Below are 23,225 nucleotides of genomic sequence, written 5' to 3'. Positions count from 1 at the left end.
GACGGAATCAAGCTTTCGTGTACTGTATGGAATGTGCGGCGCGACGAGCCGCGCGAAGGGCTTCCCAACCGGCTTCGAGATCGGACCCCCGTTCCATGAAGAACGCCTTCGCCAGCCGCCTCCGCCTCAGCATCCGCGCGGGTAGCGCGGCGCTCGCCATCGCCATCATCTGGCTGCTCGTCGTTCAGTTTGGTGCCGTGCTGGCCTGGGATGCCGGGTACCTGACGCGCAAGGCGGCGCTGCTGCACTGGCTGGTGGTGGGCGTGCTGCCGCCGGCGCTGGCGCTGTGGCAGACGCGGCTGCCAGACGGCGCCTGACGCCCGGGCGGGGTGTTCAGGTCCGGCCATGATCGCGGCCGGATGACGCGCGGATATGCCCACACAAGGCCGTGAGGCCTGGCAAACCGGATCGGTCCTGCGGGGTTGCCCCCACCGCAATGGACCCTCTCCCGACCGCGCCAGACCCGATGGCGCTCTTCCTCGATTTCGACGGCACGCTGGTGGACATCGCCGAGCGGCCGGAGGCGATCGACGTGCCGCCCGGCCTGCCGGGCCTGTTGCTGCGCCTTTCCGCGCGGCTGGGTGGCGCGCTGGCCGTCGTCTCCGGCCGGCCCTTGGGGCAGTTGGACGAACACCTGCCGGTGCCGATCGCCAAGGTCGGCGACCATGGCGGCGCGCTGCGGGCGGACCCCGCCGGGCGGGTGGAGGGCCCGCCTTTGGCGGTGCCGCCCGCCGCCTGGCTCCACCGCGCGCGGGTGCTGGCGGATGCCTTCCCCGGTGCCTTCATCGAGCCGAAGCGGCATGGCTTCGTGCTGCATTACCGCCAGGCGCCGGAAGCCGCGGGCATGGCGCAGGGCCTGCTGGAAGCCCTGGTGGCGGAGGCGCCCGACGAATTCACGCTGATGCCGGCGCGCATGGCGTGGGAGGTGAAGCCCCGGGCGGTGTCCAAGGGTACGGCGGTGGCGGCGCTGCTGGCGCGACCGCCTTTCGCGGGCCGCGTGCCCGTGTTCATTGGCGACGATGTGACGGATGAGGCCGGGATGGCCGCGGCACGGGCGGCCGGCGGGCTCGGCTTTCGCCTGCAGGACAGTTTCGGCACACCGTCGGTGCTGCGGCGCTGGCTTGCCGGCCTGGCGGAGCCGGTTTCCGCCCCATGAGCAGGCTTGTCATCGTGGCCAACCGGGTCCCCGACCCGAAGGAGACGGGCGCTGTCGCCGGCGGGCTTGCCGTGGCGCTGAAGGATGCGCTGGCGAAGCGGGATGCGCTGTGGTTCGGCTGGTCCGGCAAGACCGCGGCCGAAACCGGCACCACGCCGCAGGAGGCAAAGGTCGGCCAGACCGCCTATGCGCGCATCGACCTCGGCCATGACGATTATCGCCACTACTACCAGGGCTTCTCCAATGCCGCGCTGTGGCCGGTGCTGCACTACCGGCTGGGCGTAGCGCGCTTCGACCGGCTGGACTGGTTCGCCTACCAGCGCGTGAACGCGGCCTTCGCCGCCGCGCTGGTGCCCCTGCTGCGGCCGGACGACACCATCTGGATTCACGACTTCCACCTGTTCCTGCTGGCGAAGGAATTGCGGGCGCTGGGCTGCAAGCAGCGCATCGGCTTCTTCCTGCATGTGCCTTTCCCACCCCGCGCCGTCTTCACCGGCCTGCCGCACGCGCATGACGTGCTGGCGGCGATGGATTCGATCGATGCCATCGGCGTGCAGACGGAAGACGATGCCGAGAACCTGCGCGGCGCACTGATCTCCCACGGCCATGCGGGCGCGGCGCTGCGCGTCGGCGGCTTTCCCATCGGCATCGATGCGGCGGGCTTCGCCAACCTGGCGGCGCGGCTGGCGACGCAGAAGGAGGTCACGCGGCTGCGGGATTCGCTGGCGGGACGGTCGCTCGCGATCGGGGTGGATCGCCTCGACTACACGAAGGGCCTGCCGCAGCGCATCGCGGGCTTTGGCGCGCTGCTGTCCCGCTTCCCTAAGCATCGCGGCAAGATCACCTTCCTCCAGGTCGCCCCCGTCAGCCGCGGCGACGTCGCGCAGTACCGCGCGCTGCGGCGCGAACTGGATGAGAGCGTGGGGCGCATCAACGGGCAGATGGCGGAGCCGGACTGGGCGCCGATCCGCTACATCACCCGTGCCGTCGCGCGGCCCACGCTGGCGGGCTTCATGCGCATGGCACGGATCGGCATCGTCACGCCGCTGCGCGATGGCATGAACCTGGTGGCGAAAGAATTCGTGGCGGCGCAGGACCAGGCCGATCCCGGCGTGCTGGTGCTGTCCCGCTTCGCCGGCGCGGCGCTGGAACTGGATGGCGCACTGCTGGTCAATCCGCTCGATCCCGATGACATCGCCGAAGCGCTCGATGTCGCGATGGACATGCCGGCGGATGAGAGGCTGGACCGTTGGACCCGCATGGCGGCGACGGTGCGCACGAACACCGCCTCCGTCTGGTGCCGCCGCTTCCTGGCGGCGCTGGAGGGGGAGGAGGAAGTGGCGGAGGCCGGCCGTACCGGCGGCACGCGCGTGCCGCGGCCCCGGAAGAGGAAGGCGGCGTGAAAGAGGAGGCGGAGGTGCCGACCCCCGCCCCGTCCCCGGTCAGAACACGAAGCGCGCGCCGACCAGCAGGCTGCGGCCATAGGTAGTGAAGCCGTTGGCGGGCTCATACCGGCTGTTGGTGAGGTTGCGGCCCTCCGCGAAGGCCGTGATCCCCTCCATCACCCGGTAGCTGCCGGTCAGGTTCGCGACCGTGCCGGCCTTGTTGTAGTTCACGCCGCCGACGAAGGCGCCGCTGTTGGTATAGGATGCGGTTTCCGGCGAGGGGCCGGTGAACAGCACTTCCGGCGCGATGGTCAGCCTGTTCGTCGGCGAGATCCTGGCGCTGACGGCGACGACATTCTTCGGCCGCCGTGCCAGCGGTGCGCCCGTGGCCTCGTCCCGCGTCTCCGTCGCCGTCCAGGCCACGCGCCCATCAAGCCAGGGTGCCGGCCGCATCGTCAGCCCGAGCTCCACGCCGCGCGACATCGCCCGCTCGATATTCTCGAGGCTGCTGAAGCTGCGGTTGAAGTTGATGAGGTTGCGGTACTGTGTGTCGAAATAGGTGGCGCCGAAGGTCGCGCCATCCTCCCGCCCGAACAGCGCGATGTCCGTCTCCGTCCCGATTTCCCAGGAGAAGGAGGTTTCGGGGCGGAGGTCCGGGTTGCCGCGGAAGGTCGTGCCGATGCGGCCATAGCGCTGGTAGAGCGAGGGCGCCTTGAAGGCGGTGCCGGCGGCGAGGATGAGCCGCGAATTCACCTCCGGCAGGGCCAGCACCGCGCCGGTGCGCCAGGACAGGAAGCCGTCATAATCGTCAGCCAGATCCTGCCGCAGCCCGGCCGAGAGGTCGAGCCGCCCGCCGACCTGCCCCTGCAGCCCGGCATGCAGCGCGGTGGAGCGGGAGGTGGCGTTGGTGGTGGTGCGGAAGGTGGGGGAGCCGGAGGCCTGGTCCACCGCCTCCCGCTCATGCGTCACGCCGAAAGCAAGGGCCGATTGCGCAAAAGGTCCGACATCGCCGAGCCGGATGCGGTTGCCCCAGTCGAAGACCTGGCGTTCGCCGCGGAACAGGTCGTCGGTCGTGGCGCTGCTGCGGGCGTCGGCCAGGTTGAGGTAGCGGCGGCGATCCTCGGTCAGCGCCACGCGCATGCCCGTGGTCCAGATGCCGTCCAGCAGCGCCGTCTCGCCGCGCAACTGCCCGTACCAGCGGCGGTCATTGCCGGTGTAGTTCGGGTCGTCGTTGGGGACGCTGTCGAGTTCGAGACGGTTCTCCCGCCAGCGCAGCAGGCCTTCCACCCGCGTGCCTTCCGCGGGGTTCCAGCCGAAACGCGCGGTGCCGGCGCCGGCGCGGAAATCCTCCGTCTCCCGCGTGTCGCGGGTGAAGCGGCGGGGCGTGGCGTCGGTGCCCTGCGTGGTCAGCCCCTGGCCGGCCACCATGTAGTCCCAGCCCGGCATGGTGCCGGCCACGCCCAGCGTGCCGCGGGCCGTGCCCTGGGAGCCGCCCGCGACCTCCCCGAAGGCCTGTATCGGCGTGTTGGCCGGCGCGCGGCGGGTGATCAGGTTGATCACGCCGCTGATGGCGCCCGATCCGTACAGCGAGGAGCCAGGGCCGCGCACGACCTCGATCCGCTCGATGTCGCCGAGCAACTCGTTGCCGAAGTTGAAGGCGCCGTTGGGTTCCGACGGGTCGTTGACCGGCACGCCATCCAGCAGCACCAGCACGTGGCGGGATGCGCCGCCGCGGATGAAGGCGCTGGTCTGCTGGCCGATGCCGCCGGCCTGCACCAGGCGCAGGCCCGGCACGGTGGCCAATGCTTCCGCCAGGGTCTGGTAGCCGCGTTCCTGGATGTCGTCCCGCGTGATGACGGTGATGGCGGCGGGCACCCGTTCCGCGGGGGTGGGGATGCGCGTCGCGGTGACGATCGTCTCCGGCATCACGATCGCGGCCGGCGGGGTGCCGGGCGGGGTGCCGGCCGGGGTGGCAGGCTGTGTTGTCTGCGCGAGCGTAGGCAGTGTCAGGCCAAGCACCAGCGGTGCGGCCAGGTGGTGGATATGGATTCGCATCGGGTCCCTCCGAGCGACTGGACGACATGCCCCCCCGCCCCCGTTCCCGGGGCCGTGGCGGCGGTTGGCGTCGTCGCCGCAGGCGGAAACGAGCGGAAGCGGGCCGAAGCGGGCCCGTTGCCTGTCGTTCCGTTGCGCCGGTGCACCCCGCCCGGCACGCGCGTGACGTCTCTGCGCCGGCCGGTCTCCTGGCTCACGGAGTGCCGGGGGGAAATGGTCCCCGGTGCCCCCGCCGCCTTCTCAGGCCCGATGGGCCCAATGGCATGTGGCAGGGGCGCTCCGCCTACAGTTGCGGGGGCAGCCGCGGCCTGGACCCGTCCCTGGCTGACGCCGGGGGCAGGCCTTCGCGCGTTCCCGTTTCAGCCCTTGCGGGCCACCGGCGCATGCGGGGTTCGTAGCATCGTTAAGGAAGCCCGCACAATCAGGGCGTGTGAATCAGAAGATCCAGCCGGCCGCCTTGATGGCGAACCAGACCATGGCGCCCAGCACCACGGTGGCGAAGATGCAGCCCGCGATGCTCAGCGCCACGCCCCAGCCCGTGACCTTGCTGTCGTGCTCGATCAGGCCGAGCGCCATGACGATGTTGCCGAAGGCCGGCGGCCCGTTGGTGCCCGGCCCCGGCAGGATCAGCATGATGGCGACATAGGCGGTGATCCAGCCGATGATCCGTTCGCCGAGCGGGCTGGTGAAGAAGCCGGGCCGCGGCCTGACATAGCGTTCGATCCGCCCGAGACCCTTCGAGGAGGCGGAGGCCAGCCGCAGCAGGTCCGACCGCTTGATGGTCTGGCGCGCCAGGATTCCCGGCAGCTTCGGCACCCGCAGGCCGAGTCCCATCTGTACGCCCAGGATCAGCAGCGGCGTGCCGAAGACGCTCGCCATGCCAGGCAGCAGGCCGGGCAGCAGCAGCAGCAGCAGCAGCATGCCGAAGGCACGGTCGCCGAAGGCGGTCGCCATCTCCCCCAGGCTGATCCGTTCCCCGGGAAAGGCGGCCGCGACTTCCGCGACGATCCGGGAGATCGGCGCGCTGTCGGCGGCGTGCGGCACCTCCTCGCTCGTCATCGGGCGGATACTCCTGCCGGGGTGGCGGAACCCGGGGTGGCGGAAGCGGGCGGCCCGCCGATCGCGGCGTGGGTCATGGCGATCCGATCAGGTGGTTGAAGCCGGCGAGGAGAGCCCAGCCGAGGGTGACAAGAAGCGTCAGGCTGAACGCCGCGCCCACCAGGCCGAGCACCGCGCCGATGGTGATGGTCGCCGTGTCGTTTTCCATCACGCCCATGGCCATGATGAGGCAGGCCAGCGCCGGGGGGCCATTGGTCAGGGGGGTGGGCAGGATGATGACGAGGCCCAGCAGCATGACCCAGAGCCCGACCACCCTTTCGCCCGCCGCGCCGGTCAGGGCCGAGGGGCGCGGCCGCACCATCCGTTCCACGCGGAGCAGCCACGGCATGGCCCGCGCCGTGACCTGGCGCAGCGTATCCCGCCGCAGCCTTCGCCGTGCGACGAAGCCGGGCAAGGCAGGGCGGTGGCGCCCGGCCGCCAGCTGCGCGGCCACCACCATCATCGGCAGGCCCGCGACGGTGCTCAGCCCCGGCAGGTAGAAGGGTAGCAGGTTGGGCAGGGCGAAGATCACGATCAGCACGCCGAAGCCACGCTGCCCCAGCGCCGCGGCCAGGTCGCCGAGCGTCAGGGTTTCCGTCGGCCAATCCCTGGCCAGGTCGGCGAGGAGGACGGAGACGGGCACGCCATGCGGTTCCGCCGGCGACATGCCCTGGTGGTGGTCGATAGCGCGGCAACTCCTATCCCGGACCCAGCCTCAGGCTCTTGCGGCCCGCCCTGTCCCGGTCCGGTTAGCATGTCCTGCGTGGCGTCAACAGCGGCGGCGTCTCACCGCACGCCCGAAACAGCAGTCATCCGCAACGTTCTCCAGGCGCCGGCTTCAGGCGCCGGTGAAGCGGGGCTTCCGCTTGTCCATGAAGGCGCGCCGCCCTTCCCGGTAATCCGCGCTGTCGAAGCAGGCGGCGAAGGCAGTCTGCACCGCCGCCATGTCCCGCGCCGCGGGATCCTGCGCGGCGGCGGCGATGGACAGCTTGGCGGATCGGATGGTGAGCGGTGCATTCGCCGCGATCGTCTCGGCCAGCCTGTCCACCGTGCGATCCAGCAACTCCACCGGCACCACGTCGTTCACCAGGCCGATCCGCTCGGCCTCCCACGCATCGATCCGTTCCCCGGTGAAGAGCATCATGCGGGCATGGGCGGGGCCGACCAGGCTGGTCAGCATCTGCACCGTGCCGAAGCCGTAGGCCAGGCCGAGCTTCGCCGCGGGGATGCCGAAGCTCGCATCCTCCGCCGCGATGCGGAGGTCCGCCTGCATGGCCAGGCCGAGCCCTCCGCCGAGGCAGAAGCCGCGGATCTTGGCGATCACGGGCTTGGGGAAGGCGGCGAGCTTGTCCCGCCCCGCCGCGGTCAGGCGTTCATAGGCGCGCTGGGCCTCCGCATCGCTGCGCTGGGCCTCGAACTGGCTGATATCGGCGCCGGAGACGAAGGCCTTGTCGCCCGCGCCTTCCAGGACCACCACGCGGACCGCCGGGTCCCCGGCGAAGCGGTCCAGGGCCTGGCCCAGCCCTTCCCACATCGCGACCGACATGGCGTTGCGCTTCTCCGGCTGGTTGAACACCACCCGGCCGACGCCCTGCGCGCTGCTGGCTAGGATCTTCGACCCTGCGAATTCACCGACGAATTCAGGGGTCACCCCGGCGCCATCCATTCCAACCACCCTCCCAGGCTCAATAACCCAGAGATGACCCCGGGGGGGCATTTTGTCGTCAGGGTGGCAGCTGAAATGTTACTCAGGCTGGAAATTCGCGATCCGGAGGAGTTCGGCGTTGCGGGCGACGTCGGCCGCGATGAAGCGCTCGGCCTCCGCCACCGTCTCCGCAAGGGGTTCGAAGCCAAGGCCGGTCAGGCGTTCCACCACCGCCGGCTCCCGCATCCCCTCGACAAGCGCGGCATTCATCCGCGCCACCATCTCCGCCGGTACGGTGCGGGCGGCCCAGACCCCGTACCAGGAATAGAATTCGAAGCCCGGCAACCCGGCTTCCGCCATGGTGGGCAGTTCCGGCGCCAGCGATGTGCGGCTGGTGGTCGCGATGCCGAGGCCCCGCAACTGCCCGCCGCGGATCATCGGCAGGGTCGCCAGCACGGGGTCGAACATCAGGTGCGCGTTGCCGGCCGCCACGTCGGTCAGTGCCGGCGCGGTGCCGCGATAGCCCACGATCTCGATATTCGCGCCCGTCACCCGGTTGAACTCGATGGTGCCGAGATGGCCGGCGGAGCCGAGGGAGGAGGTGGCGAAGGACCATTGCGCGGGGTTGCGCTTCGCGGCCTCCACGATCTCCGGGATCGTCCGCTGCGGCCGGCCTGGCGCCATCACCAGCACCAGCGGCCCGCGGGCCGTGCGGGCGACGGGGACGAAATCCGCCACGGGGTCATAGGGCACATTGCGCATGACATGGCGCGCCATGACATGGATCGAGGCCGAGCCGAGGATGGTGTAGCCATCCGCCGGCGCCTGCAGCATCGCCTGGCTGCCGACCTGGCCATTGGCGCCGGAGCGGTTTTCCACCACCACGGAAACGCCCAGCTTCTCCCCAATCTTCTGCGCGGCGAGGCGGGACATTGCATCCGTCGCGCCGCCGGGCGGGTAGGGAACGACCATGCGGATGTTGCGGCTGGGCCAGGCCCCCTGCGCGTGCACGGCGGGGGACGCGAGGGGCGCCGCCAACACACCGGATGTTGCCATGAGGATGCCGCGCCTGCCGATCATCATCCGATCCCTCGTTCCCGATACGGGATCAATCTGGCACCGGAGGCGCGGGCGTGCAAATGCAGTCGTGGATCAGGGCATAATCACCGATGAGTAGCGTGGATATCGCCCTGTGCCTGGCGATGGATGTCTCCGCCAGCGTCAGCTTCGAGGAGTTCGGCCTGATGGCCGGCGGCACCGCCGCCGCCTTCCGCGACGCCTCCGTGCTAGCGGCGGCGACCGGCGGGCCGCGGCGCGCGGCGGCGGTGGCCCTGCTGCTGTGGTCGGGCCCCGGCCAGCAGGATCTGGCCATCGGCTGGACCCGCATTGCCGACCCCGCGGGGGCGGAGGCCCTGGCCCAGGCGATCGAGAACGCCCCCCGCCTGCCGCGCCCCGGCGCGACTGCGCTGGGGGAGGGGATGGCAGCGGGCCTGGCCACGCTGGCGCGCTGCCCGGCGGAGGCGACGCGCTACGTCATGGACGTCTCCGGCGATGGCCGCCACAACCAGGGGCGGGACCCCGGCCCGGTGCGGGACCTGGCCGTCGCGGCCGGCATCACGATCAACGGCCTGGCCATCCTGAACGAGGAGCCGGACCTGCTGGACCATTACGAGGCGGAGGTGATCGGCGGCCCCGGCGCCTTCGCCATGGAATGCGCGGACTACATCGACTTCGCCGACGCCATCCTGCGCAAGCTGCGCCGCGAACTGGGCGGCGGAAGCCTTGTGGTCTGACCCTGGCCGGGCCTAAGCCCCGCCGCTGAACCGGCCACCAAAGCCCCACGGATCTCCATCATGCTCCTGCTCATCCCCGGCCCCGTCCAGACCCGCCCCGAGGTCCGCACCTGCATGGCCGAGGACATCGCCCCCTGGGACGAGGATTTCCGCGACGAATACGCCGCCATGCGCCCGCGCATCGTGGCCATCGCCGGGGGGAATTGGGGGGAGCACGTCTCCCTGCCCCTGCCGGGCTGCGGGCACATGATCATCGAATCCGCGCTGCGCACCTTCGTGCCCGCCGGGGGCACGCTGCTGGTGGTGCAGAATGGCGGCTATGCCGACCGGCTGGCGCGCCTGGCGACGGAAGCGGGGCGCAAGGTCGTTGCCCTGCACGGCCCCGACAACCGGCCGATGGAGCCGGAACGCCTGGCCGAAGCGCTGGCCGCACACCCGGAATGCACGCATGTCGCCCTGGTGGTGAGCGAGACGGGGACGGGCATCGTCAATGACCCGAATGTGCTGGGCCCCGTCATCGCCGCCGCCGGGCGGCGGATGATCTGCGATGCCGTCTCCGGCTTCGGCGCGCTGCCCTTCCGCATCGCGGACCATCCGGAATGCGACGTCGTGGTCTTCACCTCCAACAAATGCCTCGAGGGCATGCCGGGCTTCGGCTTCGCCGTGGCGCCGGTCGCGCGGCTCGAGGCCTGCCGCGGCAATGCGGGGTCCTGGGTGATGGATCTGGTCGATGTGCATGACCATGCGCTGCGCAACGGCTGGGGCAGCTTCCGCTTCACCCCCGCTGTCCAGGCGCTGCGCGCCTTCGGCAAGGCGATGGACATCTATGAGGCCGAGGGCGGCCAGGAAGGGCGCCTGGCGCGGTACATGCGTAACCGGGACGTGATGCGGGAAGGCCTGCAGGCGCTGGGCTTCACCCCCTATGTCGCCCCCGAACACCAGGGGCCGATCATCGTCAATGTCTTCCAGCCCGTGGACCCCGCCTGGAATTTCACCAGCTTCCGGATCGCGATGAAGAGCCGGGGCATCATTCTCAGCGACTTCTACACGACCAAGGTGCCGACCATGCGCTTCGGCTGCATCGGCGCGATCGCGGAAGCGGATATCCGCTTCGCGCTGTCCAAGGTGGCCGAGGTGCTTGAGGAGATGGGGGTGGGCAGACGCGCTGCCGCGTGACGCCCGATGGGGCTTGCGCGCCGCGTTTCACTGCCGCTGTCCTTCGTGCGGCAGAACCGGCCCTGCCGGCCTGCTGCCAGCCCCATGTCGCGCATCAGCCGTGCCACGCGCTTGCGGCCGATCCGGCGACCTTAGGCGCGGAGTGCGGCATGCACTCCGCCGCCCCGCCAGGACCGAGGGTGCTCCCTGACCGGCGCTGATGGCGGCGTTGGCCGATGCGGTGCGTGTCGCTGCCATCGGCGCGGCGTGCTGCGGGAGCGCCACCACCACGACCACGGCCCGATAAGCCGGATCAGGAACGCCGCCTTGGAAGGCGACGCCTGAGCGCGGGACCGCCTGCCGGCGCATGCCAGCACAAGCGAGGCTTGCATCACCAACCCCCTTAAGGTTACGTAAAAGTAATGCAAAATACATAACAGGGAGGATGTCATGTCGGGACGTCGTCGCTTGCTTGCCCTTGCGGGGGCTTCGCTTGCCTTGCCGATGGTGGCGCGCGCGCAAGGCACCTGGCCGGACCGGCCGGTGCGGATCGTCGTGCCCTTCCCGCCGGGCCAGTCCACCGACATCGTCGCCCGCCTCGTCGCCGATGCGCTTTCCGCGCGTTGGCCGCAGCGTGTGGTGGTGGAGAATCGCGGTGGCGGCGCCGGTGTGCCGGGGATGGAATCCGTGGCGCGCGCGGCGCCGGACGGCACCACGCTGGTCGCGGGCTCGATCGGGCCGATGGCGGTGAATGCCGCGGTGATGCCGCGCCTGCCCTATGATCCCGAACGCGACTTCGCGCCGATCACCAACCTCTCGATGGTGCCGCTTTGCATCGTGGCGCATCCGTCCTTTCCGGCGAGTGATCCGGCGGGGTTCCTTGCCGCCGCGCGCGCCACCGCGCAGCCGCTGGATGTCGCGACGGCGGGCCCCGCCTCCGGTGCGCATATGGCGGCCGAATTGCTGGCGCATCGCCTCGGCGTGCGACTGAACATGGTGCATTACCGCGGCAGCGGGCCGGCGGTGACCGACCTGGTGGCGGGCAATGTCCGGCTGATGACGGACAGCCTTGCCTCCGCGCTGCCGCAGGTGCGGGCGGGGCGGCTCAAGCTGATCGGCGTCAGCACCGCGCGGCGCGTCTCCTGGGCGCCGGAGGTGCCGACCTTCGCCGAGACGGTGGCGCCGGGTCATGAGGCGGTGGGCTGGAACGGGCTCGCCGCGCCGGCCGGCACGCCGGCCGAGATCGTGCGGCGGATCAACGCCGATGTCGTCGCCGCGCTGCGCGACCCGGCCATCGTGCGGCGCATCGAGGAGACGGGGATGATCGCCGATCCGCAGACGCCGGAGCAGTTCGCGGCCTTCCTGCGCGCCGAGATCGCCCGCTGGCGCGAGGTGGCCCGGATCGCGAACGTCATGCTGGAGGGGTAGGGGGCGCCGCCCGGCGGGCGTTGACGCGCCGCTGATGGCGGCCGTTGCGGCGGCGGCCCCGGGGATCCGGCCCGCGGCCGGTGCGCTGCGCTACGGCATCCGGCAGCGGTGCCAGGCCCTCCGCGAAGGGGCCGCAGCGCACAGACGCCCCCGTGCGGGGCCACGCCTTGGAACGTGATGCGCCGCGGCGCAGCAACCACCGCGGGACCACCGTCTGGTCCTCCGGCGGCAGGGCGATCATGATCTCCCGCCCCGCGAACATGGCGTGGAAAGACAACTGCCGCACCGGCGTCGCCAGCGCGCCCCAGATCGCATCGGCGGTGCCGGCGGCCAACGTCTCATGCAGTTGTGGTGCAGGATCGGCCGCGAGGCGCCCCGAGGCCAATCGCAGGGGCGTGCGGAACCATCCGGCCGCGGCCGGCGAAGCGTGGTCCAGGCCCCCAGCCGAGGCAGAGGACCATGGAACTCCGCGAGATGCGCTACTTCGTCGCCGTCTGCGAAACGCTGAACTTCACCCGCGCGGCGGAGCTGTGCGGCGTGACCCAGCCCAGCCTGACGCGCGGCATCCAGAAGCTGGAGGCCGAACTCGGCGCGCCGCTTTTCGCCCGTGAACGCGGGCAGACGCATCTGACGGCGCTCGGCCGCCTGGTGCAGCCGCGGATCGAGGACATCGTGGTGCGCAGCGCGCATGTCAGGAAGCAGGCCAGCCTGCATCTCCGGCTGCAATCGGCGGAACTGCGGCTCGGCGTCATGTGCTCGATCGGCCCCGCGCGCTTCGCCCGTCTGCTTCGCGGCTTCCGTGCCGATCGTCCGGGAATCGACCTGTCGCTGGTGGATGCGACGCCGTCGCGCCTGTCCGAACTGCTGCTGGATGGGGATCTGGAAGCCGCGCTGATGACGCAGCCCGATGCCTACGCCGAAAGGCTGGATGCGGAGCCTCTCTACGCCGAGCGCTACCTCGTGGCCTGCGCGCCCACGCATCCCTTCGCGCAGCGGGACGCGATCCGCATGTGCGACATGGATGGCCAGGCCTATCTCTCCCGCCTCAATTGCGAGCATCGCGAACAGTTGGCCGACCGCTTGCAGGAAGCCGGCGCGACGCTGGTCCGCGCGGCCTGCAGCGAGCGCGAGGACTGGATCCAGAGCCTGGTGGCCGCCGGCATGGGCGTCTGCTTCCTGCCCGAATTCAGCGCCGTGCAGCCCGGCCTGGTGCTGCGCCCGGTGGATGATGCGCCGGTCGCGCGGGACGTCTCCCTGGTCACGGTCGCGGGGCGTCGCTGGTCGCCGCCCCTCATCGCCTTCATCGAAGCCATGCGCCGCTGCTTCGCGGGGTGCCACGCGTGATGGCGATACGGGCGACGCATGGAATCGATCCGCGCAACGCATTGGCAGCGCCATGTGGCGCTGCCGGATAGTCCCACCGCCGGCCCATCGCGACGCGGTGCGCCGCAATCCAAGGAGAAGAACGATGAAGGCTGTCCTGCCAACCCTGCTCGCCGCCGCGGCCATGACCATGATGGTCTCCGCCGCATCCGCGCAGAGCTATCCGCGCGTCACCGGTGCCGGGGAGAATTTCATGGTCGATTACGGCCCGATGCCCGGCAATGTCGTGGGCGGTGGCCGCGTCATGGTCACGCGCACCGATGCGATGGGCAACATGGATGTGCTGCACCTCGATGGCCTGTTCTCGCAGCAGCCGCGTGCGGGCCTGGTGCCGCTGACCATCGGCAGCGGCGAAAGCGCGGAGACGGTGTGGGTGCCCGCGATGATGGCCACGGCACTGCGCCAGGCGCGCCAGAACATGCCGGCGCGCTGACGCCGATGCGCCCGGGGCAGCCCCGCCCCGGGCGCCTTGCCTGTCAGAACCGGTAGCGCACGCTGGCGCCGACGATCCAGGGATCGAGATCCGCCTGCCCGCGCACCGCGCCGCCATTGACGCGCACATCGGGGCTGAGCCAGAGCCGCTTCACGTCGATGTTCGCCATCCAGTTCGGCGCAACCTCGTAGTCCACGCCAGCATTGACGGCGTAGCCCCAGGCATTCTCGACATCGACCCGGTTGATGCCGGCGGAACGACCGCCGCCCTCGCCGTAGAACACCGTGTAGTTCAGCCCGACGCCGAGATAGGGGCTGATCCGGCTGCCCGGCAGAGGGTGGTACTGGAAGGTCACGGTCGGCGGCAGCGCCCAGACGCGGCCGAGGTCGAGCGTGCCGGCGCCCGGCACGTTGCGCACCGTGACATCATGGCGCGATGTCGCGGCGATGACGTTCACGGCGAAATTGGGCGTCAGGAAATAGGTGAGGTCGAGCTGCGGCGTCACCGTGTCGCTGGCATGCGGGGTGCCGCCGATGGAGGTGCTGCCGCCATTGCTCGGCAGCACGCCGATCAGGCCGGCGCCCAGCACGATGTCCCCCGCCTGCTTGCCGCGCACATCCTGCGCCATGGCGGGTGCTGCGGCGACCGCGCATGCCACCGCGGCCGCGATCATCTTCATGGTCATAGCCTTGCCTCTCATCCGCGGCGCGCGCCCCAAGCGCGGCCGCCGCGGCTGTTATCGGCAAGGTGTCACGATCGATCCTTGATGCATGTCATGCGTGGCTGTCGATCATTCCGCGCGGATGTTGGCCACCCGCACCACCTGGCGCCAGCGCTCGATCTCCGCCTGTTGGAAGCTTCTGTATTCGGTGGGGGAGTTGCCGATGACATCGAAGCCGATGGCGTTCAGGCGCTGCACATTCTCGGGGTGCTTGAGTGCCTCCACCACCGCGCCATGCACGCGGGCGATGAGGGCTTCCGGCATCGCCGCAGGCGCCATGACCGCCTGCCAGGAGGTAACGACGAAGTCGGGCAGCCCGGCCTCCGCCGCGGTCGGCACATCGGGCAGGATGCGGTTGCGCACCTCGCTCGTCACGCAGATCGCGCGCAGCCGCCCGCCCTGGATATGGGCGGCCACGGTGCCGAGGTTCTGGAAGGACAGTTGCACATTGCCGGCGATCAGGTCCGTGGCCGCCGCGGCGCCGCCTTGATACGGCACATGCACGGGATCCGTGCCCGTGCGCTGCTTGAACAATTCCATCGTCAGGTGGTCCGACGACCCGACGCCGGAGGTGGAATAGCTGGTGCGGCCGACATTCGCGCGCAGCCAGGCGACAAGTTCCGGCAGCGTGCGAACCGGCACCTTTTCCGCATTCACCACCAGGACATTGGGCGTGGTGACGGCCATGGTGATGGGCGCCAGTTCGCGGATCGGGTCGTAGCCCAGGTTGGGCCGCAGCGCGGTGTTGATGGCGAAGACGCCGATGGACCCGACGAACAGCGTGTGCCCGTCCGGCGCCGCGCGCACCACCTGCCGCGCCGCGACTTCCCCATTCGCGCCTGGCCGGTTTTCCGCCACCACGGGCTGCCCGACGATCTGCCCCATGCGGTTGGCGATGGACCGCGCGACGATGTCGGAAGGCCCGCCAGCCACGAAGGGCACCACCACGGTCACGGGCCGGGTCGGCCATTCCGGTGATTGCGCATGGGCCAGGCCCGGCAGGAGGGGCGTTGCGGCCAGGGTGGCCAGCAGCGAGCGGCGGTTCATGGCGGTCTCTCCCGTTTGGTGGTTCTTGACAGGATGGCTTGGCCGGAATGCGCCGGAAAGGCCGCCGCGGGGTGGCGGGGTCGGCTTGCGAAGATGTTCGCATCATGATGCAGTGTTCACGATACGGAAACGACAACGCCGCGCGGCAGCACCGCCATCCGACAGGGACCTGCCATGACCGATACCGACCGCACCATGCTTCCCCGCCGCGCCCTGCTGGGTGCCGGCGGTGCTCTCCTCGCGACCCCGGCGCTGGCACAGGCGCCCTGGCCCAACCGCCCGATCCGCCTGGTGGTGCCCTTCGGCCCCGGCGGATCGACGGATGTGCTGGCGCGGCTTCTGACGGAACAGATGGCGCCGCGCCTCGGCCAGCCCTTCGTGCTGGAGAACCGGCCAGGTGCCGGCGCCACCCTCGGCACCGGTGTCGTCGCCGATGCGGCGCCTGATGGCTACACGGTGCTGCTCTCCGCCATCAGCGCCTTCTCGGTCGGCAGCACGCTCTATCGCGGCCGCATCACCTGGGATCCGATCCGCAGCTTCGCGCATGTCGGCATGATCCAGTCCGGCTACTACGCGCTGATGGCCAACAACGCCGCGCCCTTCGCCAATCCCGGCGAACTCGCCGCGGCGGCCCGTGCGCGGCCCGGCATTGCCTATGCGACCTCGGGCGTCGGGTCGCTGCCGCATCTCTTCATGCTGCGCTACTGCCAGGTCGCGAATATCGAGATGCAGCACATCCCCTATCGCGGCGGCGCGCAGGCGGTGAATGATGTGGTGGCGGGTGTCGTGCCCGTCACGCTCGACGGCATCGCGTCTTCCGTCGGCCTGATGCGCAACGGCCAGATCAAGGGCATCGGCATCACCGGCCCGACGCGCCAGCCCTTGTTCCCGGACATGCCGACCTTCGTGGAGCACGGCTTCCCCGGCCTGGTGGCGGAAGGCTGGGCCGGCATGGCGATGCCCGCCGCTACGCCCAGGCCCATCCAGGACCGCTTCGCCGCGGTACTGAAGGAAGTGCTGGCGCTGCCCTCCATCGTCGAACGCTACCGCCAGCTCGCCATCGATCCCGGCACGCGATTCGGCGCGGAGGCGCAGGCCTTCGTGGCGCAGGAAGTCGAGACCTGGCGGCCGCTGGTCATCGCATCTGGCGCGACGGTGGATTGAAGACATGCCCGTTGCCGCCGAACGCGTCGCCGCCTTCCAGGAATTGCTGGGCGGCCGCGCTGACCTCGCCTTCATCCCGCTGAGCACCGACCTCCACTACCTCTTCGGCATCGCGCGGGACATTCCGAAATATGGCGTGACGCTGCATCCCGGGGATTGGCTGGAAGGCGCCTGGGTGGCGCCGGGCCATCCACCGGTGCTGGCCCTGCCGCGCATGACGGCGGAATTCGGCGGGCGTGGCGCGCCGGAAGGGACGGAACTGCGCGTGCTGGGCGACTGGGACGATCCGGCGGCGCTGGTTCGCGAACTCGTCGCGAAGTTCAAGCTGCCCGCGAAGCCCCGCATCGCCGTCAGCGACCGCGCCCATGCCGACAGCGTCGTGCACATCCAGCAATTGCTGCCGGACGCCGTCTTCTGTTCCGCCACCGCCATCATCCGCGAACTCCGCCTCATCAAGTCGGATGAGGAGATCGCGCTGATGCGGGAGGCCGGGCGGCGCACGGAAGCCGCCTTCGCGGCGATGCTGCCGAAACTCCGCTTCGGCATGACCGAACTCGATGTGGTCGCCGAGATCGACTACCAGATGAAGCGGCAGGACAGCCTCGGCCCCACCTTCACCACCACGCTCTACAACAGCGGGCCGAACCATCCGCTGATGCTGGGGCGGCGGCTGGATTCGTGGAAGCGGAAGATCGAAAGCCCGGTCTCCGTGCTGTTCGACTTCGGCGCCTCCCATGGCGGGCTCTGCTACGATTACGGCCGCACCGTGCATTTCGGCGAACCCTCCGCGGAGCAGATCAAGGTCCATGCCCTGGTCATCCAGGCGCAGCGCGCCGGCATCGCCGCGTTGAAGTTGGGTGAGGCCACTTGCGAACAGGTCGACGCCATCGCGCGCCAGGTGATCGAGGAGGCGGGCTATGGGCCCAATTTCCGCCATCGCCTCGGCCACGGCATCGGCTGGGACGTGCATGAGCCGCCCTTCCTCACCAAGGGCGACACGACCGTGCTGCGCGACGGCATGATGTTCACCGTGGAGCCCAGCATCCTCCAGCCCACCAGCTTCAGCGCGCGGACGGAGGATGTGGTGGTGGCCCGCCCCGGCGGCGGCGAACGCCTGACGGCGGGGTTCCAGGACCTCATCGTCGTCTCAAGCTGAAGGGCTACTTCCGCTTCTTCTGCCGCGCCGCTTCCCCCACGGGGTTGCCCGAAGCCGCCAGCAGGGACAGGCGGCCGGGCAGGGCGGCGCGGATCGCCGGGCGCGCCTCCTTCTCCCGCTTCCAGCTCTTGCGGTCCTTGCGGGTCATTCCGCATCCCAGGCAGAAGCCGGTTTCGTCGTCATGGCGGCAGACATCGATGCAGGGGCTGGACATGGCCCCCCAGATGGCCCGCCGCCGTCTTGCCGCCAATCCACCTTCGCGTCATGAGGCGCGGAACTGCCACCAGCACGGGGAATCGCCAGGCCATGGCTTCCGACCTCGAGATCGCCCGCAAGGCGACCCTCCGCCCGATCCAGGAAATCGCCGCGCGCGCCGGCATCCCGGATGACGCGCTGGAACCCTACGGCAAGTACAAGGCGAAGATCGGCACGGCCTTCGTGGCCGAAGCCTCCGGCCGCCCGCCCGGGGCGCTGGTCCTCGTCACCGGCATCAGCCCGACCCCGGCCGGGGAGGGCAAGACCACCACCACGGTCGGGCTGGGCGATGCGCTGAACAGCCTCGGCACCCGCACGATGATCTGCCTGCGGGAGCCCTCGCTCGGCCCCTGCTTTGGGGTCAAGGGCGGCGCGACCGGCGGCGGCTATGCCCAGGTGCTGCCGATGGAGGATATCAACCTCCACTTCACCGGCGATTTCCACGCCATCACCAGTGCCAACAACCTGCTCTCCGCCATGGTGGACAACCACCTCTATTGGGGGAACGAGCTCGGCCTGGACCCGCGCCGCATCACCTGGCGCCGCGCGATGGACATGAATGACCGCAACCTGCGCGACTGCGTCGTCGGCATGGGCGGCGCCAGCCAGGGCGTGGTGCGGGAGGATGGCTTCGACATCACCGTGGCGAGCGAGGTGATGGCGGTCTTCTGCCTGGCGCGCGACCTGCAGGATCTGCAGGAACGCCTCGGTCGCATGATCGTTGGCCGGCGGCGCGATGGCACGGCCGTGACGGCACGCGACGTGAAGGCGGATGGCGCCATGGCGGCGCTGCTACGGGACGCGCTTTCCCCCAACCTGGTGCAGACCATCGAGGGCTCGCCCGCGCTCGTGCATGGCGGGCCCTTCGCCAATATCGCGCATGGCTGCAACAGCCTGGTGGCCACGCGCCTCGGCCTCGGCCTGTCCGATGTGGTCGTCACGGAAGCGGGCTTCGGCGCTGACCTGGGTGCCGAGAAGTTCTTCGACATCAAGGCGCGCATGGCGGGCCTCAGCCCCGCCTGCTGCGTCATCGTCGCCACGGTGCGCGCGCTCAAGATGCATGGCGGCGTCGCCAAGTCCGATCTGGGGCGAGAGGATGTGGCGGCGGTCGAGCGCGGGGTCGTCAATCTCGCCCGCCATGTCGAGAACGTGCACAAATTCGGCGTCCCCGTCGTCGTTGCGCTCAACCGCTTCACGAGCGACACGGAGGCGGAGATCGAGGCCATCCGCGCCGCCATGGCGCGGCTCGACACCCAGGCGATCCTCTGCACGCATTGGGGCGATGGCGCGGCGGGCGCGCAGGAACTGGCGCGCGCGGTGCAGGCGCGCATCGCTGCCGGCGCCGCGCGCTTCCAGCCGCTTTATCCCGATGCCATGCCGCTGGCCGACAAGATGCGGACGATTGCGAAGGAGGTCTATCGCGCGGCCGATGTGTCCTTCCCCGCGCCGGTGCTGCAGAAACTGGCGCGGTGGGAACAGGAAGGCTTCGGCCACCTGCCGGTCTGCGTGGCCAAGACGCAGTATTCCTTCAGCGCCGATCCCACCGCGCTCGGCGCGCCATCCGGCCATGTGCTGCCGGTGCGCGATGTCCGCCTTTCCGCCGGCGCCGGCTTCGTCGTGGCGGTGTGCGGTGAGATCATGACCATGCCCGGCCTGCCGCGCCGCCCGGCGGCGGAGACCATCGGTCTGGATGTCGACGGCCGGATCGACGGGCTGTTCTGACGTTACGCCTTGATTCGATTTGCGCTGACAAAACGTTGTTCAAGCGCACGCATCCGTTGATCGCCCTTCGTACCTCGTTCCGCGTTGATCGCGCGGACCGAGGAGACGGGGGCAAGTGGTGGTGGGTGAGAAGGAGTGCGAGGCGGCGCCCGATGTCTTCGCCGCGGCCGTGGCGGCGGAAATCCCCCGCCTGCGTCGTTTCGCGCGCGTCCTGATCCGGCCGGCGGAAGCCGCGGACGACCTGGTGCAGGAAACGGTGCTGCGCGCCATCGGCGCGCGGACGCAATTCACGCCCGGGACCAACCTTCGCGCCTGGCTCTTCGTCATCCTGCGCAATGCCCGCAACGCGGAACTCCGCCGGCTGCGCCGCTTCTCACCCCTCGATGACGAAGCCGGGCAGGCCATTCCCGTCTCCGGTGGGCAGGAGGAACGCCACGCGATGACCGATGTCGCCGCCGCCTTCCTGCGCCTGCCGCCGACGCAGCGGGAGGCGCTATGGCTGGTGGTGGTGGAGGGGATGGACTACGCCGCCGCCGCCGCCGTGCTGCGCATCCCGGTCGGCACGGTGCGATCCCGCCTGTCACGCGCCCGGGATGCGCTGCGGGCGGCGATGGAATAGCCCGGCGGTCAGGCTTTCTCGTCGTCCTGCAGCAGGCGCAGCAGCTCCGGCGGCACCGGCTCCGAAAGCGCGGAATCGTAGAGGCGCGACAATTCCTGCCGCAGCCACCGGTCGAAGGCCGCATCCGTACCGGCACCCGATCCGGTCATGGCGGCCGGGGGCGTCGCCAAGGGCATGGAAGGCGCGGTGCCGGGGTGCAGTTGGACGCTCATGTCGCTGGAAGCGTCCGGCGGGGCCCCGGGTTCCTTCGCCCCGCTGTTACCCGGCCCGCCCATGTCGCCCCCTCAATGCCAATCCGATCGCCTGGCGCAGCGCGTCGTCCCGCCAGGGTTGCCGCACCAGCGGAAAGCCGTGCACGGCCAGCGCCTCATCGCCCACCAGCACCAGCGGCACGGCGTCATTCGCGATGATGCGCGCCGCGGCCGAAAGCCCGCTGCCGCCATCGGGCAGGGCCACTTCCGCCAGCACCAGATCGGGCTGCGTCCGCGCCGCTGCCTGCCAGGCCGCATCCTCATTCGCCGCGCGCGCGCAGACGGCATGGCCGAGGTCCCGCACCACCCGCGCCAGGTGCCCGGAGCCATCGCCGATGATCAGGATGCGGGCTGGCCGCAGGGCCGACAGCGCTGCCTGCGCCTGGGCTAGCGCTTCCGCCAGCCGGGCTTGTGTCACGCCGAGCAGCCCGGCGGCATCGGCCTCCGCCATCCCTTCCAGCCGGGTCAGCAGCAGGCCGTGGCGGGCCAGGGGGGGCAGGCGGGTGATGGCTTCCGGCAGCGTGTTCCCGCGCGCCATCAGCGCCAGCTTGCTGCGATCGATCGCCCCGACCAGCGCCCGCAGCAACGCGTGACGGTCCGCTTTCGCCCCGCGCAGCGCGGGCAGGCAACTGGCCAGGATCGCATCGCCCAGGGCGGCACTGCCCATGGCGGCGCGGGCGTAGCGGCGTAGCGCGGGCAGGTGCGGGACGATCCCCATTCGGGCCAGGATTACAGCACCACGCCGAGGATCGTCACGGCCTTTCGCCGGGGGAAGGCGTTCACGGCGATCGGTCCGGGCGGCCTGCCGCGGCGCCGCGCAGCGTGCCCTGCAGGATGAACTGCGTCAGCGCGCGCGCCAGGCAGTCATGCAGTTCATCCGCCACGGCCATTCGACCGGCGCGCGGGGCCCGTTCCAGGTCCAGGCGCTCCGTCTCCGCCCAGTGCTTCATGATGGACCAGCGGCTGAACAGCTGTGCGCCGGATGCGGCGGCTGCCAGGCGCATCCGGTCCCGATAGGTCTCCACATCGGCGTTGGCGCGGAAGAAGCGGCTGAATTGCGGGTCCACCAGCACAACGTCGGTGCGTTCGCCGCGGCTGGCGCGCAGCCTCGCGACGCTGTCCTGCACCGCTTCCACCATCTCGTCCGGCGGCAGGCCGCGCGCGGCCTCTACCGTGCCGAGTTGCCAGATGATGAGGTGCGGGCGCAGCCGCGGCGCCTGTTCGGCGATGATGCGCGCATGGTCCGCCGCGGTGGTGCCCCGCGCGCCGAAGACGGAAACCTGCACCGTGGCCGGCGCGACCCGCGCGCCCAGCACCTTGTCCAGCCGTTCCGGCCAGGTGGCGGCGGGGCCGGAGGTGCCGCCCCCCTGGGTGGAGGCGCTGCCCACGACCATCACCCGCAGCGCCCCGCGGGACAGGGCGGCGACGGAACCGGGCAGGGGCGCGGCCTCCATCGTTTCGGGCGGCGCGGAACAGCCTGCCGGTTCCGCCCGGGCCATGCCGGGCGGGAGCAGGATCGCGGCCAGGACCAGCGCCGGCCGCAGCGTGTCTCTCATGCGCGCCATGGGGCTCAAGGCGTAGCCCCCTGGGCGGGGGGCGACAAGGCGGAAGGCGGCACGGCGGGGGCCTTCCGGCGCTTGCCGTCGCCGCCATACCAGGCGGAGACGATGGCGACGGCGACCAGCGCCGCCAGCCCCGCCAGGTTCACCGCCGCCTGCATCCAGCCACCGGAGGCCATTTCCAACGCCAGCCGGCCGAGGAAGGACAGGAAAATGCTGGCGCAGAACACGGCCAGGCCCTGCTGCCCCATCAGCACGAAGGGCGCGGCCGGCGGCCCGTTCAGCCAGCGCGCGCCGGCCGGCAGCCAATGCGCCACCAGCCACGCCATGATGAGGACGGACGCCACGCGCACGGGGTGCAGCCCGGTCTTGTCCACGCCGGCCATCCAGGCAGCCAGCCATTCCGGCGGCTCCCACCCCCTCGCCGGGCCGTGCCAGGTCAGGTTCAGCAGCACCGCGCCGGCCAGCAGCAGCAGCACCGCCAGCACCGCCAGCCAGCGGTTCCAGGGAAAGCGCCGCGCCAGGGCCTGCGGGTCCGCCCGCCCCAGCGCCACGCCGATGCCGAACAGAAGCTGCCAGGCCAGCGGGTTGAAGAACCAGCCCGACCCCGTCCAGGACGGCGGCGCCCAGTCCAGCAGCCGCGCCGCGGCGTAGAGCGCGACGGAAACCCCCAGCAGCCAGGCCGGCCGGTTGATCAGCGGCAGCACCAGCGCGAACATCGCCAGCACCACGATGTAGAGCGGCAGGATGTCGAGGAAGGCGGGCTGGTAGCGCAGCAGCAGCGCCTCCAGCATCGCGCGGTAGGGCTCCGCCCCGAACGGATCCAGCTGCAATTCATCGAGGTAGGCGGCCTGGTCCAGCGCCGCGGCGGAGAAGCCCACCTGCGCCGTGAACACCACGAACAGGAAGATGTGCGCGACATAGAGCGTGCCGACCCGCCCCGCGACCCGCGCGGCCGCATGGGCCCAGCCCTCCCGCTCCATCGCGCGGCCATAGGCGATGCCGGCGGCATAGCCTGCCAGCAGGACGAAGCCCTCGGTCGCGTCGCAGAAGGCCACGTTGCGCAATGTCATCTGGCCCAGCAGATTGCCGGGTGTGTGGTCAATGAAGATGAACCAGAGCGCGAGGCCGCGGATGAAATCCACCCGGAGGTCCCGGCCAGGCCGCACGAGCGAATGGATGGATGTGAACATGTGCCGA

Annotated in this window: 25 protein-coding genes and 1 riboswitch; of the genes, 12 read left to right on the top strand and 13 right to left on the bottom strand. The window is 70.6% G+C overall.

What is annotated here, in order from left to right:
• The first annotated feature begins 95 nt into the window (after nucleotides 1-95).
• The 3 genes from ACTIE5_RS22390 to ACTIE5_RS22380 all read left to right on the top strand — a co-directional run bounded on the left by ACTIE5_RS22390 (nucleotide 96) and on the right by ACTIE5_RS22380 (nucleotide 2,559).
• Nucleotides 96-317, top strand: a complete 222-nt coding sequence (locus ACTIE5_RS22390; protein ID WP_439551942.1) for a hypothetical protein — start codon at nucleotides 96-98, stop codon at nucleotides 315-317.
• 119 nt (nucleotides 318-436) lie between these two features.
• The gene (gene otsB / locus ACTIE5_RS22385; RefSeq protein WP_439551941.1) at nucleotides 437-1,156 is read left to right on the top strand and encodes a trehalose-phosphatase; all 720 of its coding nucleotides are present in this window, start codon (nucleotides 437-439) and stop codon (nucleotides 1,154-1,156) included.
• Complete coding sequence (locus tag ACTIE5_RS22380; RefSeq protein ID WP_439551940.1) at nucleotides 1,153-2,559, top strand: alpha,alpha-trehalose-phosphate synthase (UDP-forming); 1,407 nt, start codon at nucleotides 1,153-1,155, stop codon at nucleotides 2,557-2,559. Before otsB ends, ACTIE5_RS22380 begins: the two co-directional genes overlap by 4 nt.
• Nucleotides 2,560-2,598: 39 nt before the next feature.
• Here ACTIE5_RS22380 and ACTIE5_RS22375 read toward each other — a convergent pair whose 3' ends face one another.
• The 5 genes from ACTIE5_RS22375 to ACTIE5_RS22355 form a co-directional block, all read right to left on the bottom strand.
• Nucleotides 2,599-4,596, bottom strand: coding sequence for a TonB-dependent receptor plug domain-containing protein (locus ACTIE5_RS22375; RefSeq protein WP_439551939.1), 1,998 nt, complete (start codon nucleotides 4,594-4,596; stop codon nucleotides 2,599-2,601).
• A gap of 162 nt (nucleotides 4,597-4,758) precedes the next feature.
• Nucleotides 4,759-4,992: riboswitch (cobalamin riboswitch) on the bottom strand.
• Nucleotides 4,993-5,031: 39 nt separating this feature from the next.
• Complete coding sequence (locus tag ACTIE5_RS22370; protein WP_439551938.1) at nucleotides 5,032-5,655, bottom strand: exopolysaccharide biosynthesis protein; 624 nt, start codon at nucleotides 5,653-5,655, stop codon at nucleotides 5,032-5,034.
• Nucleotides 5,656-5,728: 73 nt separating this feature from the next.
• Nucleotides 5,729-6,337, bottom strand: a complete 609-nt coding sequence (locus tag ACTIE5_RS22365) for an exopolysaccharide biosynthesis protein (RefSeq protein WP_439551937.1) — start codon at nucleotides 6,335-6,337, stop codon at nucleotides 5,729-5,731.
• Between the two features lie 195 nt (nucleotides 6,338-6,532).
• Nucleotides 6,533-7,345, bottom strand: a complete 813-nt coding sequence (locus ACTIE5_RS22360; RefSeq protein ID WP_439551936.1) for an enoyl-CoA hydratase — start codon at nucleotides 7,343-7,345, stop codon at nucleotides 6,533-6,535.
• Nucleotides 7,346-7,438: 93 nt separating this feature from the next.
• Nucleotides 7,439-8,422: a Bug family tripartite tricarboxylate transporter substrate binding protein gene (locus ACTIE5_RS22355; protein WP_439551935.1), complete on the bottom strand. Its 984-nt coding sequence runs from the start codon at nucleotides 8,420-8,422 to the stop codon at nucleotides 7,439-7,441.
• A gap of 86 nt (nucleotides 8,423-8,508) precedes the next feature.
• Between ACTIE5_RS22355 and ACTIE5_RS22350 the strand changes: the two genes are divergently transcribed.
• From ACTIE5_RS22350 to ACTIE5_RS22340, 3 genes are all read left to right on the top strand, one after another.
• Nucleotides 8,509-9,132 carry a DUF1194 domain-containing protein gene (locus tag ACTIE5_RS22350; RefSeq protein ID WP_439551934.1) on the top strand — a complete coding sequence of 208 codons (624 nt, stop codon included), beginning with the start codon at nucleotides 8,509-8,511 and terminating at the stop codon, nucleotides 9,130-9,132.
• 60 nt (nucleotides 9,133-9,192) lie between these two features.
• Nucleotides 9,193-10,308 (top strand): 2-aminoethylphosphonate--pyruvate transaminase, encoded by a 1,116-nt coding sequence (locus ACTIE5_RS22345; protein WP_439551933.1) that lies wholly within the window; start codon nucleotides 9,193-9,195, stop codon nucleotides 10,306-10,308.
• Nucleotides 10,309-10,737: 429 nt separating this feature from the next.
• On the top strand, nucleotides 10,738-11,715 hold the full coding sequence (locus ACTIE5_RS22340) for a Bug family tripartite tricarboxylate transporter substrate binding protein (RefSeq protein ID WP_439551932.1): 978 nt from the start codon (nucleotides 10,738-10,740) through the stop codon (nucleotides 11,713-11,715).
• On the opposite strand, the gene ACTIE5_RS22335 is transcribed toward ACTIE5_RS22340, so the two are convergent.
• The gene (locus ACTIE5_RS22335; RefSeq protein WP_439551931.1) at nucleotides 11,699-12,049 is read right to left on the bottom strand and encodes a hypothetical protein; all 351 of its coding nucleotides are present in this window, start codon (nucleotides 12,047-12,049) and stop codon (nucleotides 11,699-11,701) included. The genes ACTIE5_RS22340 and ACTIE5_RS22335 overlap by 17 nt on opposite strands.
• 125 nt (nucleotides 12,050-12,174) lie before the next feature.
• Here ACTIE5_RS22335 and ACTIE5_RS22330 point away from each other — a divergent pair, with 125 nt between their 5' ends.
• Both ACTIE5_RS22330 and ACTIE5_RS22325 read left to right on the top strand, forming a co-directional pair.
• Nucleotides 12,175-13,059 carry a LysR family transcriptional regulator gene (locus ACTIE5_RS22330; RefSeq protein ID WP_439551930.1) on the top strand — a complete coding sequence of 295 codons (885 nt, stop codon included), beginning with the start codon at nucleotides 12,175-12,177 and terminating at the stop codon, nucleotides 13,057-13,059.
• A 124-nt stretch (nucleotides 13,060-13,183) separates the two neighbouring features.
• On the top strand, nucleotides 13,184-13,531 hold the full coding sequence (locus ACTIE5_RS22325) for a hypothetical protein (RefSeq protein ID WP_439551929.1): 348 nt from the start codon (nucleotides 13,184-13,186) through the stop codon (nucleotides 13,529-13,531).
• A 43-nt stretch (nucleotides 13,532-13,574) separates the two neighbouring features.
• On the opposite strand, the gene ACTIE5_RS22320 is transcribed toward ACTIE5_RS22325, so the two are convergent.
• Both ACTIE5_RS22320 and ACTIE5_RS22315 read right to left on the bottom strand, forming a co-directional pair.
• Nucleotides 13,575-14,216 (bottom strand): OmpW/AlkL family protein, encoded by a 642-nt coding sequence (locus ACTIE5_RS22320; RefSeq protein ID WP_439551928.1) that lies wholly within the window; start codon nucleotides 14,214-14,216, stop codon nucleotides 13,575-13,577.
• A 105-nt stretch (nucleotides 14,217-14,321) separates the two neighbouring features.
• Nucleotides 14,322-15,299, bottom strand: a complete 978-nt coding sequence (locus ACTIE5_RS22315; RefSeq protein ID WP_439551927.1) for a Bug family tripartite tricarboxylate transporter substrate binding protein — start codon at nucleotides 15,297-15,299, stop codon at nucleotides 14,322-14,324.
• A gap of 174 nt (nucleotides 15,300-15,473) precedes the next feature.
• On the opposite strand from ACTIE5_RS22315, the gene ACTIE5_RS22310 reads away from it, so the two are divergent.
• Nucleotides 15,474-16,463 (top strand): Bug family tripartite tricarboxylate transporter substrate binding protein, encoded by a 990-nt coding sequence (locus tag ACTIE5_RS22310; RefSeq protein WP_439551926.1) that lies wholly within the window; start codon nucleotides 15,474-15,476, stop codon nucleotides 16,461-16,463.
• Between the two features lie 4 nt (nucleotides 16,464-16,467).
• Nucleotides 16,468-17,619, top strand: a complete 1,152-nt coding sequence (locus ACTIE5_RS22305; RefSeq protein WP_439551925.1) for a M24 family metallopeptidase — start codon at nucleotides 16,468-16,470, stop codon at nucleotides 17,617-17,619.
• A gap of 4 nt (nucleotides 17,620-17,623) precedes the next feature.
• Here ACTIE5_RS22305 and ACTIE5_RS22300 read toward each other — a convergent pair whose 3' ends face one another.
• The gene (locus tag ACTIE5_RS22300; protein ID WP_439551924.1) at nucleotides 17,624-17,833 is read right to left on the bottom strand and encodes a DUF1289 domain-containing protein; all 210 of its coding nucleotides are present in this window, start codon (nucleotides 17,831-17,833) and stop codon (nucleotides 17,624-17,626) included.
• A gap of 92 nt (nucleotides 17,834-17,925) precedes the next feature.
• Here ACTIE5_RS22300 and ACTIE5_RS22295 point away from each other — a divergent pair, with 92 nt between their 5' ends.
• Nucleotides 17,926-19,596 (top strand): formate--tetrahydrofolate ligase, encoded by a 1,671-nt coding sequence (locus tag ACTIE5_RS22295; protein ID WP_439551923.1) that lies wholly within the window; start codon nucleotides 17,926-17,928, stop codon nucleotides 19,594-19,596.
• A 121-nt stretch (nucleotides 19,597-19,717) separates the two neighbouring features.
• Entirely contained in the window at nucleotides 19,718-20,215 is a 498-nt protein-coding gene (locus tag ACTIE5_RS22290; RefSeq protein ID WP_439551922.1) for an RNA polymerase sigma factor, read from the top strand.
• An 8-nt stretch (nucleotides 20,216-20,223) separates the two neighbouring features.
• Here the strand turns inward: ACTIE5_RS22290 and ACTIE5_RS22285 are convergent, their stop codons facing one another.
• From ACTIE5_RS22285 to ACTIE5_RS22270, 4 genes are all read right to left on the bottom strand, one after another.
• Entirely contained in the window at nucleotides 20,224-20,427 is a 204-nt protein-coding gene (locus tag ACTIE5_RS22285; RefSeq protein ID WP_439551921.1) for a NepR family anti-sigma factor, read from the bottom strand.
• A gap of 46 nt (nucleotides 20,428-20,473) precedes the next feature.
• A complete protein-coding gene (locus tag ACTIE5_RS22280) occupies nucleotides 20,474-21,184 on the bottom strand; it encodes a hypothetical protein (RefSeq protein ID WP_439551920.1) in 711 nt (236 codons plus the stop codon).
• Nucleotides 21,185-21,245: 61 nt separating this feature from the next.
• Nucleotides 21,246-22,022 carry an SGNH/GDSL hydrolase family protein gene (locus ACTIE5_RS22275; RefSeq protein ID WP_439551919.1) on the bottom strand — a complete coding sequence of 259 codons (777 nt, stop codon included), beginning with the start codon at nucleotides 22,020-22,022 and terminating at the stop codon, nucleotides 21,246-21,248.
• A gap of 14 nt (nucleotides 22,023-22,036) precedes the next feature.
• Nucleotides 22,037-23,218: an OpgC family protein gene (locus ACTIE5_RS22270; RefSeq protein ID WP_439551918.1), complete on the bottom strand. Its 1,182-nt coding sequence runs from the start codon at nucleotides 23,216-23,218 to the stop codon at nucleotides 22,037-22,039.
• Nucleotides 23,219-23,225 lie beyond the last annotated feature (7 nt).

This window comes from Falsiroseomonas sp. (genome assembly GCF_051859025.1).
Lineage (GTDB): Bacteria > Pseudomonadota > Alphaproteobacteria > Acetobacterales > Acetobacteraceae > Falsiroseomonas.
This window is presented reverse-complemented; position numbering and strand designations above follow the sequence as displayed.